The organism is Burkholderia arboris, from assembly GCF_902499125.1.
GTDB classification, from domain to species: Bacteria; Pseudomonadota; Gammaproteobacteria; order Burkholderiales; family Burkholderiaceae; genus Burkholderia; species Burkholderia arboris.
In genome coordinates this window covers 261,837-277,396 of record NZ_CABVPX010000007.1, presented here as the reverse complement: position 1 = coordinate 277,396, position 15,560 = coordinate 261,837, and the positions used below count along the sequence as shown (strand labels likewise).

The following is a 15,560-nucleotide window of genomic DNA, read 5'->3' as shown; positions in this document are numbered from 1 at the left end:
CGCGCGGCTCAGACGCCGTGGGCCTGCCGTTCGATCTCGAGCAGGCCGCGCATGGTCTTGCGGATGTCGGGATCCTCGCTGTCCTGATGCTCGAGCGCATAGCCGTGCCACAGCGGATCGCCGAGTGCATGCAGGCAAAGCGCCTTCAGATCCGGGCGGTCGTTCTCATGCAACCCGTTGACGAGATGCAGTGCATCCTGCGGGCGGCCGCGCCGGATCGCGATGGCGACCGGAAATATCACCTGGGACCGGGCGGCGGGATGCGCGACGCACAGCCGTTCCAGCAAACTCTCGGCTTCGTCGAAGCGATCCTCCATGATGCTGTCGATCAACGCACGTCCCAGCCGGGACACCTCTTCATGGTCGGGTTGCATGAGCGTCCTTTTCAGGGAATTGAATCGTTCAGGAAGACGAATCCTTGCTGGCGGAAGGCTGAGGTTCCAGCGCCTTCAGGCCGCCCCCCAGCAGGCTATGAATCAGCGCGTCGACCGGCGACGAGCCGCCGCCTCCTTCCTGGCCACCGATCCCGCCGATGGCTCCGATCACTTTCGATCCGATTTCTGCAATTGCGCCCATGTGACTCTCCTGATTCCAGTGTGATGCCTGATTGATGCGAACTCTGGCGGTATCTCGCTCTGCCAGATCGCAATGAAAAGACTAGGGCCCGGCGACATGCCGGGCACCCGCGGATCCGAAACGGCGTATGGCAAAGCGAACGTGTGCAGGCGCGTTGCCGGTGCGACTGGCTTCCCCGCGGGTCCGGTCAGAAATCGGCCTTCTGGTTCAGGTCGCCGACGCTCATGGTGAACTGCGACGGCGAGAAGACCGCGTTGCCGCCGGGGCCCTTCTTCGGGGCGAATTCGTCGGGAACGCCGAGCATGTTTCGGCCGCCCGTCATGAGCCGTTCGATTTCCTTTCCCGCACCGGAGTTGAACGAGAGCTGGCGGGTCTGCGGATCGTAACGGCCGACGGAATTGCCGCTGCCGTTGAACAGATTCCCGTTCTGGTCCATCTTGAGGTGCAGTGCCTCCCCGCCGGCCGGCGAGTTGAATTTGACGTCGCGCAGCCCCTGCCCCTGGCTTTGCCCGAAGTCGTCGCCCGGTACCTCGCTCCCGTAGTCGCCACCGGTCTGGAAGTTGTTCCCGTTCATGGCGCCGTCACGCTGCGGCATCCCGTTCCCGTAGTTGCCGCCCATGCTGTCGTCGACGCCGCCCGTGTTGCCGTCTGCGCCGCCGTTCATGCCGAGCATGTCGGTGATCAGTTTCTCGATGTCCTGTTTCAGCTTCCGCAGGAGCCCGATACCCCCCATGTTCCCGCCATTGGACATGCCTTGCGGCGACTGGGTCGATGAACAGCCGAAGAGTGAGCTCAGACAACCTGAAGTAATGTCGTTCATGTGTTTGCTCCCGGTGAAAAGTGTGGATCGCCAAGACGGATCGGGCGCGCGCTCGCGTACGGTCCGATCCACCGTCAGACTATGGGCAGGCATCCGCGAACCGGATGAGCGGTGCGAAGCCGCGTCACGCGAACCGAATCGGCCAGCCTTCCGGCGACGCGCCCGGCGGCGCCCGACGACGTATCGACGTGCGCGCTGCGTGACCGGCGCCCCGTCGCGACGCGCAGCGCAACCGTTCATCGCCGCGCAACATTCGTCGCCCCATTCAGCGCTTCGCGCACGCCGGAGGGCGCGCCCGCGGCATCGCCGACAATCCCGTTGCCGTCATGGCTGCGCGATCGGCGCATCGACGCGCCCCGTTCGTCCGCCGGATCCGGCTGCGACGCTCACTACGTCTTCGGAGCACACCTCATGTCGAACCCGCAAATCGTGTCGAATATCCTGCTGACGATGTTTTCCTGGGGCGTGCGCTGCGGTTCGCGTGCCGAGCTCGAGGAGATGCTGCCGGCGTTGCGCGTGCTGCACCCGCACGGCACGACCGGCGACATCTGCGAAGCGCGGCTCGAGATCGGCTCGTCGAACTGGCTCGCAGCGTCGCAAGTGCTGCGGCAGATCGACGAGCGCGGCGACGGCGGGCCGATTTCCTGGGCATTGCAGAGCTGGTGCCTGTACATGCTCGGCGATATCGAATGGCAGCGGTGCGCCCGCGCGGTGCTGGCGAACGGCCACCCGACCGCGATCGCGATCGTCGACCGCTTTCTCGCAGCGGCGAGCGACGATCAGCCGGCCGGCTACCGGAGCACCGACGCGTACACCCGGGTGATGGAAGCGCTGAGCTCGAACCGCGTGCAGGCCGCCTGATTCACGGCAGGCACGAACCGAATGTTCCCGCCCCCGTCCTCACGCTTCATCGAATCGCGAGCAACACGCATGCTGGCGTCGGCGATCGCGCTGGTCACGCTCGCGGCCTGCGCGTCTGCCCCGGTCCTGCCGGCCGATGACGATCTGCCGGCCATGCTGCGGGCCGGCCCGGCCCAGCATCTCGACCAGGTGTTGACCGCACGCGGCCAGACCGTTTATGAATGCCGTCGCGACGGCGCGGTGCGCCTGTGGGCGCGTGAAGGCGATCTCGCGACGCTGGTCGACCGGCAGCGCCAGAGCGTCGGCACCGTCGCACCGGGCGGCTACTTCACGGCCTACGACAGCAGCTACGTCGTCGTCCGCACGGACGCGGTCGCGCAGGTCACGGCCGGCACCCCCGTCTGGACACGCTACGTCGCGCGTCACCGGCCGGGCAGCGCGACGCGCACCGGGCGCTTCACGCGTACGTCGATCATCCAGCAGGTCGACACCCGCGGCGGCCTGCCGTCGGATGCGCTGTGCGATCGCGAAGGCAGCACGCTGCTGGTGCCCTATGGGGCGACCTATCTGATCTACAGCGCATCCGCCGTCGCCACATCGAATGCGCCGGCGCGATCCGGTCGCATCGGCGCGATGCCGCCGCCGTGGCATGCGCCCGCTGGACCGGCAAACGGGACGGTACCGATTCCAGACCACTGACCAATCCTCAATCAAAGTCACCCGTGACTTTACGGCCTGTAAGATTTCTCGGAAGTCCTTGCGGCACAAGGCCCGCACGGCCGATTCGTCTGACATTTTGTTCGTCAATCGAGCAATTGACCAAATATTGGGTGTTGCTAAAAACCGGGAATCGTCGCGCAATATCGCCCAATACGACCCAATTGTTCCGATCATTTTTTCAAGAAACGCACGGCTTCCGTCCTCGCCGCGTCATTCTGGCGGTTATTTAACAAAATGTTACGCATCTAGCGAGGGCCTCCCCCTACCTTTCGTGGGCCGGGACGGACGCGGTCGTACCCTCCCGGGCATCCAAGTAAAAGAGAGAGAGATGTCTTCGCGAGGTGCCCATTGAAACTGGCAATCTATACCCACGATTCGGCGTTGTTTCATCTGATTCAAACCTGCCTGGTCGGCGATAACGTGATCTGCACGCGCTATCGCGAGGACGTCGATCTGGCGCGTGCGTTGCATCGGGAGGAGTTCAGCGCGATCGTGTTCGACGCGTCTGCGGGCATGGACGCGTCCCATCCGGTCCTGGCACGGCGTGCGTGTTTCGGCGACCGGCGCGCGCCGCTGATCGCGATCGGCGATTTCTTCGCGCACGACCGGGCGATCGCCGCGTTGAGCGCAGGCGCCGACGACATCGTGCTGAAGCCGGTCGACCCGCGCGAGCTGCGCCTGCGCGTCCTGCTCGCGGTGCATCGATTCACCGGCGGCCCCGCGGAATCCGGCAAGCCGCAACCGGCCGGCGACGAGATCGGCATGGGCATCTACCGGTTGAGCCGCCGCAACGGCAGCGTGGAAATGAACGGCAAGGGCGTACGCCTGACCACCCGCGAATTTGCGATCGCGTGGGTGCTGTTCTCGCAGCAGGGCAACTACGTGACACGGCGCGCGATCGCCGCGACCGTGTGGGGCAGTTCCGAGGAAATCGTCGGACGCACGCTCGAGCAGCACATCTACAAGCTGCGCAAGAAGCTGCTGCTCGACGGCGCGTGCGGCATCGTCCTGCGTACGATGTACGCGCACGGCTACCGGATCGAGCGGGTCGTCGAGCGGGTCATGGAACAGGTCGTCGAGCCGGCCAAGGCGCGGTTGCTCCGTACGCCCGCGGCCTCGCCGTCCCGGCTGCTGACGAGCGATAGCGAGGCCGCGTGCAATACCTAGGCGGCGGGCGGCGTCAGCATGGCCAGACGCTGGCGGGCGGCGTCGATGCCGGCGGGGTCGATGTTCGACTCGATCTTGTCGAGCGAATCGTTCAACAGGGTGTCGACCGCCTGCCGGTCGTCCGGCGCCAGCCGGCTCGATGCATCGACGATCGCATTGAATGGAGACTGCCAGTCGCCGCCCTCCGACGCCATCAGGAAGAGCTTCGAATGGTTCGCGAGCCGTTCGACGATCGGCTTGAGTTGGGCCGGCGCCATGCCGTCGGTACTGTTCGCGAGCGTGATCGTGTTCGTTCGTGCATCGCGAAGCGAGTCGGCGCTCACCGGATCGGGACTTCGGAAAGTGGCCTCGGTCAGCGCGATCAGGATGCGGCTCCGGTGCTCCGGCGGGAAAGCGCGCGCCGCGGCGAGAGCGCGCTCGAAAACGGCTTGCTGGGCGCCTCTCGGCAAAGCGTTCACGATGGACGCTGCCGCGTAGTACACACCAGCCTCTGCAAGCTCGGGCGGCCGCATCTGGCTGAAACCCGCGATGTATTGCCCGAATTGCGCCGCAAGTTGTTCCGGCGGCATGCCGGCGCGTTGTTCCGGCGGCATGTCGACGATGTGCTTCAGGGCCACGTACATTCGCTCGCCGATCACGAAGAACAGCGGCTGCCGTTCGCCCGCGTGCGACTGACGGATGGCCGGCTTCCCCTCCCCGACCACTTCCGCGGCGACGCGCGAAGTCAACCGGTGCAGGCCCGCAAGATCCGACGTGTCGTCAATCTCCTTCCGCAACGAAGCGAATGCCCGGACTGCGCCGCCCAACCGCTCATGCAGTGTGCGCGCGGTTCGCGACAATCTGGACAGGTCCGCCATCGGCAACTGGCCGGCAATCGCCTGGTGGATCTCGGCCGGCAGACCGGCAAGGTTCGCCTTGTACCTGGTCAGGCCGCCAAGCGGCCCGTGCGGCGACGCATGGGTTGCGCCGCCGGACTTCACACGCTGATCGGCCTCGCTCCCGTCGTCAACCTGTGACGGGAGAATCGGCGGCGAAGACTTCGAATCGACAGAGGTCGGCATGGCTGGGAATCAACACGGCGGTTGGCATACCGGATTGGATCATGCAGGGAGCAAGCCGAAGCGGCAGCACGCGAGCGAATGTCCCGGATCGCGCAATCGCGGGGCGGCAGCGCGTGCCGCCCCGCCCGGCGCCGGCCGTCAGAACTCGATCAGCCGCGGCGACAGCAGCACCAGCCGTTCCATGTGACTGTGCTGGTTCTCGCGATAGCGGAACAGGCCGCCGAGCAGCGGGATCTTCGACAGCACCGGAATGCCGCTCTCGCCGTTCGACGTATTGTCCACGCGATAGCCGGCGATCAGCAGGCTTTCTCCCTGCGACACGACCGCCTCGGTGTTGATCGTGCTGGTCGTGATGACCGGAATGTTGTCGACCTTCTGCGGTGTCGTCATGCCGTCCTCGACGTGGACCTGCAGCTTGATCTGGGTCTTCCCGTCCTCGTCGACGACCATCGGCAGCACGCGCAGCGACGTGCCCGTCGAGATCGCATACAGGTCGCCCGACGTATACCCCTGCACGCGGACATAGAAGCGCTTCTTGTTGTCCATCACGGCTTCGACGTTGTCCAGCGTCGCGACCTTCGGGCTGGCATCGATCTTCGCGAGATTGCTGTCCTCGAGCGCGTTGACGCGCGCCATCAGGTAACGCCCGGCGTCGCCGAGCACGGCGGTCAGCGACAGGCCGGCCGGTGTCGCGTTCAGCAGCGTGCCGCCACTCGAATCGGTGCCGGTGAAGACGGGGTTCAACTGCCCGTTCGCATAGCTGTTGGCCGAGGTCGAGCCGGTGCCGGTCTGGATGTCGATGTGGCTGTTGTGCGCACGCCAGTCGACACCGAGCTGCCGCAGCGCCGTATCGTCGATCTCGATGATGTGCGCTTCGATCTCGACCAGCCGCCGCCGCACGTCGAGCTGATCGATCAGCGGCCGATACTGGCCGATCCGCTGCGGCAGGTCGCGGATCAACACGGAGTTCGTGCGCGGATCGGCCTTGATCACCGGCAGCATGCCGGCGCCGGCCGGCACCGCGCCCGTGCCGCCGCCGGCGTTCGCATAACCGCCGTCCGCCGTGCGGCCCTGCGCCGGCGGCTGCGCGCCGAACTGCGGTGCACTGCCCGCTCCGCGCCCGAAGAAGGCCGGCAACGGCGGGTTGACCCCGCCGCCGCCGGCGCCGCTGAACGGCGAGCCGCCGCCGGTACCGCCTGCCGCGTCGGTCATCGGCGTCTGGCGTTCCATGCCGGGCGTCATCGCGCTCGCGCCGAGCCCCGGGTTCCCGTTCGCATCGTCCCCGCCCGCGTGATACATGTCGGCCAGCACGCGCGCGACGCCCGGCACCGTGACGGTCTTGCCGTCGATCACGACGTCGTGGTCGGCCGCCCAGCCGTGTTTCAGCGGGAAGATCCGCACTTCGGTGCCAACCCGCCGGTTCGCGTTCTGATCGAGGCGCGACGCGAGATTGTCGACCAGCGCGACGTACTGGCTCGGGCCGGTGACCAGCGCCGCGCCCATCGACGGGTCGTAGACCACCGGGAAACGCTTGTTCTCGAGCCCCATCTGCGCGAGCGTCGAACGCAGCTCCCGCGTGCCGGCGAAGTCGAGATGAATCACGCGGCGCGTCACGTCGCTGGCGCTGCTGATCGACAGCACGCTGCCGTCATAGAACCAGACGAAGCCGAACGTCGATGCCAGCGTGTCGAGAAAGCGCCGCGGCGACATGTCGAAGCGTCCCGATACCGCGCCATGCACGTCGCCGGCCACCGACGCGACGACCCCCTGGCTCGCTGCGAAATCCCGCAGCACGTCTTTCAGGTCCTTGCCTTCCACCTGGATATGCACGGCCGACGTGCGGAACGGCACGTCGGCCGCCATCGCGGGGCGCGCGCCATCGCCGATGGCGAGCGAAAGGACCAGGCACAGCTTGAGGCTGGCGGCGAAGCGCCGTCCCCACGGATTGCGACGCGAAGTGACTGTCATGTGGATTGCCGTCTGATTTGAAGGTGATCGGGCCCGCACGGATGGCATGGCCTCGGTGGATTCAGCGCTTGAGCGTGTCCGACGGCGCTTCGTCGAACTGGCGCCGGTACCCGTTGACCAGCGTCGAGCGGCTTTGCACCCCCCAACGCGCTGCGGCAAACAGTACGCTCGGCGTGCCGAGCACGGTGTCGCTTTCGAGTTCCGCGCGAATCCGCTCCATGCGCTTCTGACGGATGATTTCGGTCGGCGTCGAGCCGAGGCTGTTCTTGAACGCGCTCTGCAACGCACGCTCGGTCACGCCGATCTCGGCCGCCACCTCGCGCACCGACAGATCGCTACGTTCGAGGTTTTCCATCAGGTAGCGATAGGCGCGCCGGTACTTCGCCGGCAATCGCGCGCCGACATCGTCGAGCTGCTCGGCGACGCGCTTCGCCCGATGCGCGAACGGCGCGAGCACCGCCGACGCGTCGCGCAGGCACTGCATCGCGACGAGGGCATAACGGCTGTACAGCTGCGCGGCATCGGCGTCGCGCCCCTGCGCGGCGCGCGTCTTCGCGAGGCAGTACAGCGACTCCAGTTTCCAGCGGCCTTGCGCGGCGCGCCGGTCGGCGGCGAGCGGCGCAAGCATGGTTTCCGCGAGCTGCGGCGCACCGCCGGCGAGGCTCGCGAACGCGATCTCGATCCGCACCGCGTACTGATACGCATAGAGGCCGTTCGCCATCGCCCAGTTCAGATGCGCAACCGCGGCCGGCGACGCTTCGCGCTGCCCGGCGGCAAGACGCTGCAGGTGATCCAGGTAATCGATCCGGCTGCGCAGCAACGGCGAGCGCACGCGAGCGGCGAGCGCTGAAAACGGCCCGGCATCGGGCACGTGCGTGCGCTTCCCGGCTGCCGGCCGCGCCGCCAGGCCCGACTGCCAGAACACGTGATCGGAAAGCTGCGCCGCCGTGCGCAGCGCATTCTGCACGCCGAGGTCGTAACGCAGCGTATCGATCAGCTCGCGCCACACCGGCAGCTGCGGCAACGCGGCTTGACCGCTCGCGGTCTGCTCATCGAGCATGACCTCGAGTTCGACGAGCAACCCTTCGGCCTCGTGCAACTGCCCCAGTTCGAGCAGCACGCACAGTGCGCCGAAGCGCCCTTCCATCGACTGGCGCGGTTCGAGCCTCGGATCGTCGACGATGGACATGAAGCACGACATCGCGGTGCCGAGCCGGTGACGGAAAAACGCCTGCCAGCCGGCATTGCGGCACGATGCGATGCGCAGGTCGCGGCGGGACGAGCGGATCATCTTCTGCGCTTCCCGGTACGAATCCTCCGCATCCTCGTCGATGCCGAGCATGGTTTGCAGATCGGCCTGGATCTGCATGCAGCCCGATGCGCCGCTCTCGTCGTGATCGCATTGCTCGGCGCAGCGGCTCGTGTACGACATCGTCTCCGCGATCCTGCCGTCGAGCAGCATGTCGAGATGGTCGGGCTGCGCGTCGTGACAGGCGAGCACCGAAACAAGCGGAAAATAGAGGCTTGAAAACATATCGGACTCCATATCGGTTTATCGTGAGCATCGACCTGAAACGATGATCGACACCCGCCGCCGGCGTGCCGCGCGCGCCCGTTCATGCGGGACGTCGTGCAGCGTGCCAGCGCCATGGAAGTAATGTAGACGAGGAAGATTTGTTGAACATTCAACAAACCTAACGCCGCGATCCGATTTGAGGAGTGTTGAAGTTCCGGTGCGTTGCGGAGGATCTAGCGGGCAGCCTGGCCTGCTCCGTGCGCGATGGCGCGCATCTGGCTGGCGAACAGGCGCAGATCGAGCTGATCGTGGATCTGGTTGACGAAAATGCCGCAGAACAGCGCGAGTATCAGCACCGCGACCGCGCCCTTGATTGGCTGGCTGAGCGCGCTGAGCTCGAGCTTTTGCGCGGACTTGGATGCCAGGTTGGCACCCAGGTCGATCAGCACCATCACGAACACCATCGGCGCGGCGAGCTTGGCGATCATCTGCATCAGCGTATCCGTCTGGTGCATCGCGAACATCTCGAGGAAATTCATGTCGACGGGCGTCTGCGCGGCTACCGGCCACCAGCGGTACGACTCGAACAACGCCTGCAACAGGAATTCCATGCCGCCGAGCGACCAGAAGGCAACGATCGCGACCTGACTGAGCAGCGTGCCCGACGGCGTCGATTTTTCCGAGCGCATCGGGTTGGTCAGCTGCGCGTTGTTGTAGCCGCTGAGGTTGTCGAGATAGGTGCCGGCGGCGTCCGCGACCCAGAACACCGTCGCGGCGGCAAACCCGAGCACGGTGCCGATCAGCGCTTCGCGCACGGCGACCACGATCAGCCCCGTACCGGCGAGCGATCCGGCGAACCCGGCCGGCTGCGCAACGGCGATGTAGAGGCTGAAGATCAGCGCGACGCCGTTGCGCAACGGCCCCTGCAGGATGCCGTCGGCGGTCGGCGGAAACAGCGTCAGGATCACGAGCAGACGGATCGAACACACGCCCAGCACCGTCAGGTCCTGGACCAGTTGCGGGCCGATCTGCAGAAACTGGTCGTTCATGCGCGGCCGCGGCGCGCCAGCGCCAGTTCTTCCGCCGCTTCGTCCTCGGCGTCGAGCTCGATCCGGTCGAGCGACCGTTCGAGCTGCGTCGTGCGCGTGCGGCACAGGTCGATGCGGCCGCGGTTCTGCGCGATCGCGCGGCGGGCCTGCGCGACCTGTTCGTCCTTCGCGGCCATCGCGTCGCGATGCGTGTCGAGTTCCGCCTGCGTGGCCCGCGCCTGCGTTTCGATCACTTCGAGGTAGCGGCGGCAGCCGTCGAAATCGTCGATCGCGAACGGCGCCGTGCCGGTCATCATGCCGGCGATCCGCGCGCGCTGCTGCGCGGCGATCGCGTCGAGTTCCGCGAGGCGGGCCATCGTGCGCTCGACGCACGCCTGCAGTTCCGCGTGCTCGCGCCGGTGTGCGTCGAGCGCGCCGCGCAGCTCGGGCTCCATGCGCTCGCGACGCGCGCCCGCGCGCTTGAGCGCGGCGATCCGGCGCGAGATCGTGCGCATCAGTACGCGCCGCCGGCGCGGGGCTGCGCGAGCTGCATCATCGCCATTTCCGTATCGGCGGGGTCCGCATAGTGATCCGTGGGCTGCGACAGGAACGCATGGATCGCGTCGATCTTCGCAATGGCTTCGTCGGACAGCGGATTCGAGCCGGGCTGGTATTCGCCGACCTGCAACAGCATCTCGACGTCGCGGTACCGGGCCATCAATTCGCGCAGCCGGGTCGACGCCGCGAGATAGCCGGGCGCGACGACTTGCGGCATCACGCGCGACAGGCTGCCCAGCACGTCGATGGCCGGATAGCGGTTCTTCGCCGCGATTTCGCGCGACAGGATCAGGTGGCCGTCGAGCACGCCGCGCACTTCCTCGGCGATCGGGTCGCTGCCCGTTTCGTCTTCCGCGAGCACCGTGTACAGCGCGGTGATCGAGCCGGTTTCGCCCATGCCGGCGCGTTCGAGCAGGCGCGGCAGCTCGGCGAAGATCGACGGCGGAAAGCCGCGCCGCGCGGGCGGCTCGCCGGCGGCGAGACCGATTTCGCGGCCGGCGCGCGCGAACCGCGTCAACGAGTCCATCATCAGCAACACGCGCTTGCCCTCGTCGCGAAAATGCTCGGCGATCGCGGTCGCGACATAGGCGGCTTTCGCGCGCTCGATGGACGAGCGGTCGGACGTTGCGCAGACCACCACCGAGCGCGCCATGCCGTGCGGGCCGAGAATCAGCTCGACGAACTCGCGGACTTCGCGCCCGCGTTCGCCGATCAGCGCGATCACGTTGATGTCGCACTGCGCGCCGCGCGCGAGCATGCCGAGCAGCGTGCTCTTGCCGACGCCCGCCGGCGCGAAGATGCCGATCCGCTGGCCTTCCGCGAAGGTCGTCATCGCGTCGATCACGCGTACGCCGGTCGGCATCGTGTCCTCGATCATGCGGCGCGTCATCGGGCTCGGCGGATCCGCGAAGATCGGCCGCGCCGGCGCGTCGTCCATGCCGAGCGGGCCGAGCCCGTCGATCGGCTCGCCGAGACTGTCGATCACGCGCCCGAGCAGGCCGTCGCCCACTTTGACGGAAAGCGGCCGGCCGAGCCCCACGACGCGCGTCGATCGCGAGATTTGCGCGAGCCGCGCGAACGGCGACACGAGCGCATGGTCGCGCGTGAAGCCGATCACTTCGCCGTGCTGCAGCAGCGTGCCGTCCGGCGTGCGCAGTTCGCACAGCTCGCCGAGCTGCAGGTCGAGGCCCGCGACCTTGATGAGCGTGCCGATCACCTCCGTGATCTTGCCGCTTTGATGCACGCGCACGCTCGCGCGCAGTTCCCGCTCGATCGCATCGGTCAGGTCGCGCAGCCGCGTGTCCCGCACGGGGGCGATGCGCTTGCCGGCGGTGTGGGCCGTCGCCTCTTCGGGCAGGTCGGTCAGCGCCATGTGCCCGCCTCTTCCGCTTGCGCGCCGGCAACGGGCGGCGCCGGATCGTCCGCGCCGCCCGTTGCCGGCATACCGACCGGGTCCGGCATTGCGCCGTCGCCATCGCCGTCGCCGTTGCCATCGCCGTTGCCATCGCCGTCGCGGTCGCCATCGCCGTTGCCGTTGCCGTTGCCGTTGCCGTTGCCGTTGCCGTCGCCGTTGCCGTTGCCGTCATCGTCGTTGCGGTCGTCGTACGCGGCAACCGGATCGTCACCGGTAGGGCCGCCGGCGTCCTGCACGGATGCTTTCAGCGCCCGGGCGATGGCCGCGCGCATCGTCCGCAACTGGGTCGACACGCTTGCGTCGATCAGGCCGACGTCGGATTCGCACAGACAACTGCCGCGTGCGAGCCGCCGATCCGCGGCCACGGTGACCGGCAATGGCCGCCCGAGTTCGCGCCAGCGGCTCGCGAGCCCGTCGAACGCGGCACGCGCATCGTCGAGATCGTCCGGATGAACCGCGATGTGCAGGCAGGTCGAGCCTTCGACGATCCGGTCGACGGCCGACAGCGCCCGCTCGAACAGCGCGCTCGCGCCTTCGCTGCGCACGATCTGCTCAACCGCGACGGCGACGATCTCGGCCATGCGGGCGCGCATCCGCTCCTGCGCCGCCCGCGCGTCGCTGCCTGCCTGGGCGACGTTGACGAGCCAGTCCGCCGCGCCGCGCGCGGTGCCTTCCTCGAAACCGCGCTGCGCGGCCGATGCGAACTCCGCGCGTGCGGCGTCCCGCAACGCGTCCGCGTCGGCACGGCCGGCCGCGACGATGCGCCGGGCCTCTTCGCGCGCGGCATCCAGCTCGGCGCGCGCATCCTCGCCGGCCTGCCGGTAGGCCGTTTCGATGTCGACCAGCGTGCCGAACGTTTCACGCGGCAGGATGTCGCCCTGCGCACCGAACCGCGGGTACGACTCTTCCGCTGACGAATCGGCCTGTCGCGGCTTGCTCAGCCAGATAACCATGCGTACTCCGGCAACAGATGAGGGAGTTCGGCAAACAGCGCGTCGGTGCCGTGCCGGTCGAGGTCGGCCGGAATCCGGTCGACCCAGTGAGGGGACGCGCCCGCGGCGCGCAACGCGTGGGCGTCGGCCGGCAGTGCGAGACGCAGCAACGGGCACGGCGAATGCGCATGACCCAGGTCGCGCCGGATCAGCGCATGCCCTTCCAGCGCGAGCGCATCGCCATCGACTGCCGTGACGGGCGGAACCGGCACGCGCCCGGCCATCTGTTCGATGTCGGGAATCGCGTGCCGTTTGCCCGGCTGCTCGGCGATCAGCCGGTCGAGCGCGAGTCCCGACCATTCGGCGACGCGCGCACGCATGCGCTTGTCGACGATCCGCCGGATCTCGCCGCGCCGGAACCGCAGCGCGCGAATGCGCAACACGCGCAAGCCGGTCGCCGGCGGCAACGCGTCGACGCGCAGCGCCCCCGGACCGACGACGGCCCGGATGTCCGGCAGCGGCAGCCCGACGCAGCGCAGCAGCGCCAGCGAACAGGCATCGACGCGCATACGCAGGCGGATCGCCGCGCCGCTGCCCGCATCCGCTGAGCCGTCGGGCGCGGCCAACGCGCGCGCCAACCCATCGGCCGCGGCCGCGTCGATACCGAGCGCACCGGCCAGCCACGACGGATGCGCCCATTGCAGCGCGCTCCGCGCGTTGCGCTGCCACGCCGCCAGCGCGGCCGCGGCCATTCGATACGAGAGATCGGTCATCGCATTCATCGACAAGACAGGATCACGACCGGGCACGCCCCGTCGCGCACGGCGGCCGGCACGTCACGGTCACGCCTGCGAACCGCGCTTGCGGCGCAGCGACGCGAAGCCGGCGATCCGGTCGCCCAGCACGTCGGCAGCCGGCTTGAGCCGCTGCTTCAGCACGCGATGCCGCATGGCCGCCGCCGCGCCGCCGATCGCCAGCAGCAGCACGGCGCCGCCCGCAGCGAGCCAGCGCAGCGGATGCGCCTGCGCAGGCGTCGCGGCCGCGATTTCCACCGGCTCGGCCGCGACTGCGGTCACGCTCACCTGGTCGTACGACAGCCCTTCGACGCTGTGCACGACGAGGTTCTTGATCTGCGGCACGAGCGCGTCGATATCGGATTCCGGCCGGTACTTGATGAACACCGCCGCCGATGACGGTTTCACCTGCTGGGCCAGCGGATCGTTGTTCGGCAGCACGATCTGCACGCGCGCGAACATCACGCCGTCGATGTGCGACAACGTGGCCGACAGCTCCTGCGACAACCCGTAGATGAAGCGCACGCGCTCCTCGGTCGGCGTGGACACCAGGCCTTCCTTCTTGAACAGGTTGCCGAGATCGTCGAACTTGCTGCGCGGCAGGCCGCGCATCCTGAGGATCTGCATCGCGCGCACCATGTCGCTGCTTTCGACCTGCAGCACGTAGGTCTTGCCGCCGTCCGCGCTCGCCTTGTCCGCGCTCACGCCGCGCTCCAGCAGCGCGACCGCCATCTCGTTGACGTCCTGCTCGCTGAGGTTCGCGTACAGCTCCTTCTTGCACGACGCCAGCAGCGCGCAGCCGGCCACCATCAGGGCAATGCCGGCCCGCCGCGCCGCGTCGCGCTTCCATCCTGTCCGGCGCGTCATGGCTACTGGTTCTTCATCAGCGTTTCGGCCGACGACCGGGACGACGACACCACGCTCATCTTCGCCTGGAAGTCGAACTGCACGCGGTACATCTCCATTGCCGCATCGGCCGATTCGGCGAGCACCTGCTTCACGTCCATGTGGGCGCTCTGCTCCGAAAACTGGCTGACGCGGTCCATCGCATGCTGCGCGGCCGCGTCGTGCGTGGTCAGCATCTGGGCGATCACGCTGCCGCCGTCGGCGCCGTCGTGATGCGTGCCGGGTGGAACCAGGTGCGGCTGGTTCATCAGCGCCTGGAATTTTGCCGCGGCGCCGGCGCTGGCCGCGTCGCCGCCCTGCGCGATATCGGTCAATGCCGCGTCGATCATCTGGCTTGCGATGGCTTGGCTCATTCACCCTCCTCGTTCTGCGATGTGGAACGCCGCCGGGAGCGGCATCGGTCAGGCGCGCAGGTAATTCAGCTGCGGGCCGGCTGCGGGCGGCGCGGCCCGGCTGTCGTCCTGCCGTGCCGGGTCGGCGTGCACGGCGACCGGGGACGGCTGGCACGACTCCGGAATCCGGAATTCGCCGCCGCGGTAGTCGCGTATCGCGTGGTTCAGGTCCTCGCGCGCCTCGAGTGCGCGTATCAGCTGCAGCGCCTCGCGGTTCGGCTTCGACTCGAGCGCGCCATGCGCCCATTGGCGCCAGCCCGGCTCGCCCGTCGACGCGAGGCAATAGGCCATCATCGCCTTTGCGTAGACGAAATCCGGCGCCAGATCGATCACCGTGCTCAGTGCGTGCTCCGCGTCGGTCCAGCGTCCGTGCACGATGTGCAGCACGCCGTCGAGCATGCCGATCTCCGCCACGGCCGGGCGGAACACGCGCAGCGCATCCAGCACGAGCTCGGCATCGAGCGTGTCGCCGGCTGCCTTCGGAAAATGGGCGAACAGCGCGGCGGATACGGTATCGATCAGGCCGCACACGACGTCGTGGCTGCATTGCAGATAGTCGGGAAGCGCGTTCGCGGAAGACGGCGCAGGCTGGCTGTTGAGCATGACGTTGACTCTCCATGGATACGGGCAACCGCCGTTGCGGCAGACGCGTGGCGTTGCCGACGGACCATCCCACCATAGCAACGGGGTGCCGCGTGGCCGGCGGACGACGCGAAGCGCTCCGTGCGCAAACGAAGCCGGGTACGCATCCCGCCGGCCCGGCCCGGCCGCCGCAGCCCGCTTCGTTTGCGCACGGAGCGCTTCGTGCCTGCCCGGCAGCCCGGCGGGCCGGCCTCTATGATCGACG

General features: G+C 67.9%; 17 protein-coding genes. 3 read left to right on the top strand and 14 right to left on the bottom strand.

The genetic code is table 11. From position 1 onward, the window contains the following. Window positions 1–8: 8 nt before the first annotated feature. The 3 genes from BLA15945_RS11680 to BLA15945_RS11670 form a co-directional block, all read right to left on the bottom strand. Window positions 9–374 (bottom strand): HrpB1 family type III secretion system apparatus protein, encoded by a 366-nt coding sequence (locus BLA15945_RS11680; RefSeq protein ID WP_059241476.1) that lies wholly within the window; start codon window positions 372–374, stop codon window positions 9–11. A gap of 28 nt (window positions 375–402) precedes the next feature. Then, a complete protein-coding gene (locus BLA15945_RS11675; RefSeq protein WP_155627329.1) occupies window positions 403–576 on the bottom strand; it encodes a hypothetical protein in 174 nt (57 codons plus the stop codon). A 187-nt stretch (window positions 577–763) separates the two neighbouring features. Further along, on the bottom strand, window positions 764–1,396 hold the full coding sequence (locus tag BLA15945_RS11670) for a hypothetical protein (RefSeq protein WP_155627328.1): 633 nt from the start codon (window positions 1,394–1,396) through the stop codon (window positions 764–766). Window positions 1,397–1,807: 411 nt separating this feature from the next. Here BLA15945_RS11670 and BLA15945_RS11665 point away from each other — a divergent pair, with 411 nt between their 5' ends. From BLA15945_RS11665 to BLA15945_RS11655, 3 genes are all read left to right on the top strand, one after another. Next, window positions 1,808–2,257: an HrpB1 family type III secretion system apparatus protein gene (locus BLA15945_RS11665; RefSeq protein WP_081052154.1), complete on the top strand. Its 450-nt coding sequence runs from the start codon at window positions 1,808–1,810 to the stop codon at window positions 2,255–2,257. Window positions 2,258–2,326: 69 nt separating this feature from the next. Further along, window positions 2,327–2,956, top strand: a complete 630-nt coding sequence (locus tag BLA15945_RS11660) for a DUF3455 domain-containing protein (RefSeq protein ID WP_174992403.1) — start codon at window positions 2,327–2,329, stop codon at window positions 2,954–2,956. 402 nt (window positions 2,957–3,358) lie between these two features. Continuing rightward, a complete protein-coding gene (locus BLA15945_RS11655) occupies window positions 3,359–4,144 on the top strand; it encodes a response regulator transcription factor (RefSeq protein WP_226196035.1) in 786 nt (261 codons plus the stop codon). Here BLA15945_RS11655 and BLA15945_RS11650 read toward each other — a convergent pair. From BLA15945_RS11650 to BLA15945_RS11600, 11 genes are all read right to left on the bottom strand, one after another. Further along, complete coding sequence (locus BLA15945_RS11650) at window positions 4,141–5,205, bottom strand: hypothetical protein (protein WP_174992402.1); 1,065 nt, start codon at window positions 5,203–5,205, stop codon at window positions 4,141–4,143. The genes BLA15945_RS11655 and BLA15945_RS11650 overlap by 4 nt on opposite strands. Window positions 5,206–5,343: 138 nt before the next feature. Continuing rightward, complete coding sequence (sctC, locus tag BLA15945_RS11645) at window positions 5,344–7,173, bottom strand: type III secretion system outer membrane ring subunit SctC (protein WP_174992401.1); 1,830 nt, start codon at window positions 7,171–7,173, stop codon at window positions 5,344–5,346. A gap of 61 nt (window positions 7,174–7,234) precedes the next feature. After that, complete coding sequence (locus BLA15945_RS11640; RefSeq protein ID WP_174992400.1) at window positions 7,235–8,707, bottom strand: helix-turn-helix transcriptional regulator; 1,473 nt, start codon at window positions 8,705–8,707, stop codon at window positions 7,235–7,237. A gap of 215 nt (window positions 8,708–8,922) precedes the next feature. Then, window positions 8,923–9,738, bottom strand: coding sequence for a type III secretion system export apparatus subunit SctT (sctT, locus tag BLA15945_RS11635; protein ID WP_174992399.1), 816 nt, complete (start codon window positions 9,736–9,738; stop codon window positions 8,923–8,925). Beyond that, window positions 9,735–10,232: a type III secretion protein gene (locus BLA15945_RS11630; protein ID WP_174992398.1), complete on the bottom strand. Its 498-nt coding sequence runs from the start codon at window positions 10,230–10,232 to the stop codon at window positions 9,735–9,737. Before BLA15945_RS11630 ends, sctT begins: the two co-directional genes overlap by 4 nt. Next, window positions 10,232–11,647, bottom strand: a complete 1,416-nt coding sequence (gene sctN, locus BLA15945_RS11625; protein WP_174992397.1) for a type III secretion system ATPase SctN — start codon at window positions 11,645–11,647, stop codon at window positions 10,232–10,234. Before sctN ends, BLA15945_RS11630 begins: the two co-directional genes overlap by 1 nt. Further along, the gene (gene sctL / locus BLA15945_RS11620) at window positions 11,638–12,642 is read right to left on the bottom strand and encodes a type III secretion system stator protein SctL (RefSeq protein ID WP_174992396.1); all 1,005 of its coding nucleotides are present in this window, start codon (window positions 12,640–12,642) and stop codon (window positions 11,638–11,640) included. Before sctL ends, sctN begins: the two co-directional genes overlap by 10 nt. Next, window positions 12,627–13,394, bottom strand: a complete 768-nt coding sequence (locus BLA15945_RS11615; RefSeq protein ID WP_174992395.1) for a type III secretion protein HrpB4 — start codon at window positions 13,392–13,394, stop codon at window positions 12,627–12,629. The genes sctL and BLA15945_RS11615 overlap by 16 nt, the downstream gene beginning before the upstream one ends. A gap of 69 nt (window positions 13,395–13,463) precedes the next feature. Further along, window positions 13,464–14,225 carry a type III secretion system inner membrane ring lipoprotein SctJ gene (gene sctJ / locus BLA15945_RS11610; protein ID WP_155627374.1) on the bottom strand — a complete coding sequence of 254 codons (762 nt, stop codon included), beginning with the start codon at window positions 14,223–14,225 and terminating at the stop codon, window positions 13,464–13,466. A 59-nt stretch (window positions 14,226–14,284) separates the two neighbouring features. Continuing rightward, window positions 14,285–14,674: a hypothetical protein gene (locus BLA15945_RS11605; protein ID WP_059241459.1), complete on the bottom strand. Its 390-nt coding sequence runs from the start codon at window positions 14,672–14,674 to the stop codon at window positions 14,285–14,287. A 48-nt stretch (window positions 14,675–14,722) separates the two neighbouring features. Continuing rightward, window positions 14,723–15,316 carry an HrpB1 family type III secretion system apparatus protein gene (locus BLA15945_RS11600; RefSeq protein ID WP_059241456.1) on the bottom strand — a complete coding sequence of 198 codons (594 nt, stop codon included), beginning with the start codon at window positions 15,314–15,316 and terminating at the stop codon, window positions 14,723–14,725. Window positions 15,317–15,560: the final 244 nt, after the last annotated feature.

Coding starts and splice junctions, on each gene's coding strand:
- BLA15945_RS11630 (WP_174992398.1), bottom strand. CDS start 10,232: ATGCGCACGATCTCGCGCCGGATCGCCGCGCTCAAGCGCGCGGGCGCG.
- BLA15945_RS11615 (WP_174992395.1), bottom strand. CDS start 13,394: ATGACCGATCTCTCGTATCGAATGGCCGCGGCCGCGCTGGCGGCGTGG.
- BLA15945_RS11670 (WP_155627328.1), bottom strand. CDS start 1,396: ATGAACGACATTACTTCAGGTTGTCTGAGCTCACTCTTCGGCTGTTCA.
- BLA15945_RS11640 (WP_174992400.1), bottom strand. CDS start 8,707: ATGTTTTCAAGCCTCTATTTTCCGCTTGTTTCGGTGCTCGCCTGTCAC.
- sctL (WP_174992396.1), bottom strand. CDS start 12,642: ATGGTTATCTGGCTGAGCAAGCCGCGACAGGCCGATTCGTCAGCGGAA.
- sctJ (WP_155627374.1), bottom strand. CDS start 14,225: ATGGTGGCCGGCTGCGCGCTGCTGGCGTCGTGCAAGAAGGAGCTGTAC.
- BLA15945_RS11680 (WP_059241476.1), bottom strand. CDS start 374: ATGCAACCCGACCATGAAGAGGTGTCCCGGCTGGGACGTGCGTTGATC.
- BLA15945_RS11650 (WP_174992402.1), bottom strand. CDS start 5,205: ATGCCGACCTCTGTCGATTCGAAGTCTTCGCCGCCGATTCTCCCGTCA.
- BLA15945_RS11605 (WP_059241459.1), bottom strand. CDS start 14,674: ATGAGCCAAGCCATCGCAAGCCAGATGATCGACGCGGCATTGACCGAT.
- sctN (WP_174992397.1), bottom strand. CDS start 11,647: ATGGCGCTGACCGACCTGCCCGAAGAGGCGACGGCCCACACCGCCGGC.
- BLA15945_RS11665 (WP_081052154.1), top strand. CDS start 1,808: ATGTCGAACCCGCAAATCGTGTCGAATATCCTGCTGACGATGTTTTCC.
- sctT (WP_174992399.1), bottom strand. CDS start 9,738: ATGAACGACCAGTTTCTGCAGATCGGCCCGCAACTGGTCCAGGACCTG.
- sctC (WP_174992401.1), bottom strand. CDS start 7,173: ATGACAGTCACTTCGCGTCGCAATCCGTGGGGACGGCGCTTCGCCGCC.
- BLA15945_RS11600 (WP_059241456.1), bottom strand. CDS start 15,316: ATGCTCAACAGCCAGCCTGCGCCGTCTTCCGCGAACGCGCTTCCCGAC.
- BLA15945_RS11675 (WP_155627329.1), bottom strand. CDS start 576: ATGGGCGCAATTGCAGAAATCGGATCGAAAGTGATCGGAGCCATCGGC.
- BLA15945_RS11660 (WP_174992403.1), top strand. CDS start 2,327: ATGCTGGCGTCGGCGATCGCGCTGGTCACGCTCGCGGCCTGCGCGTCT.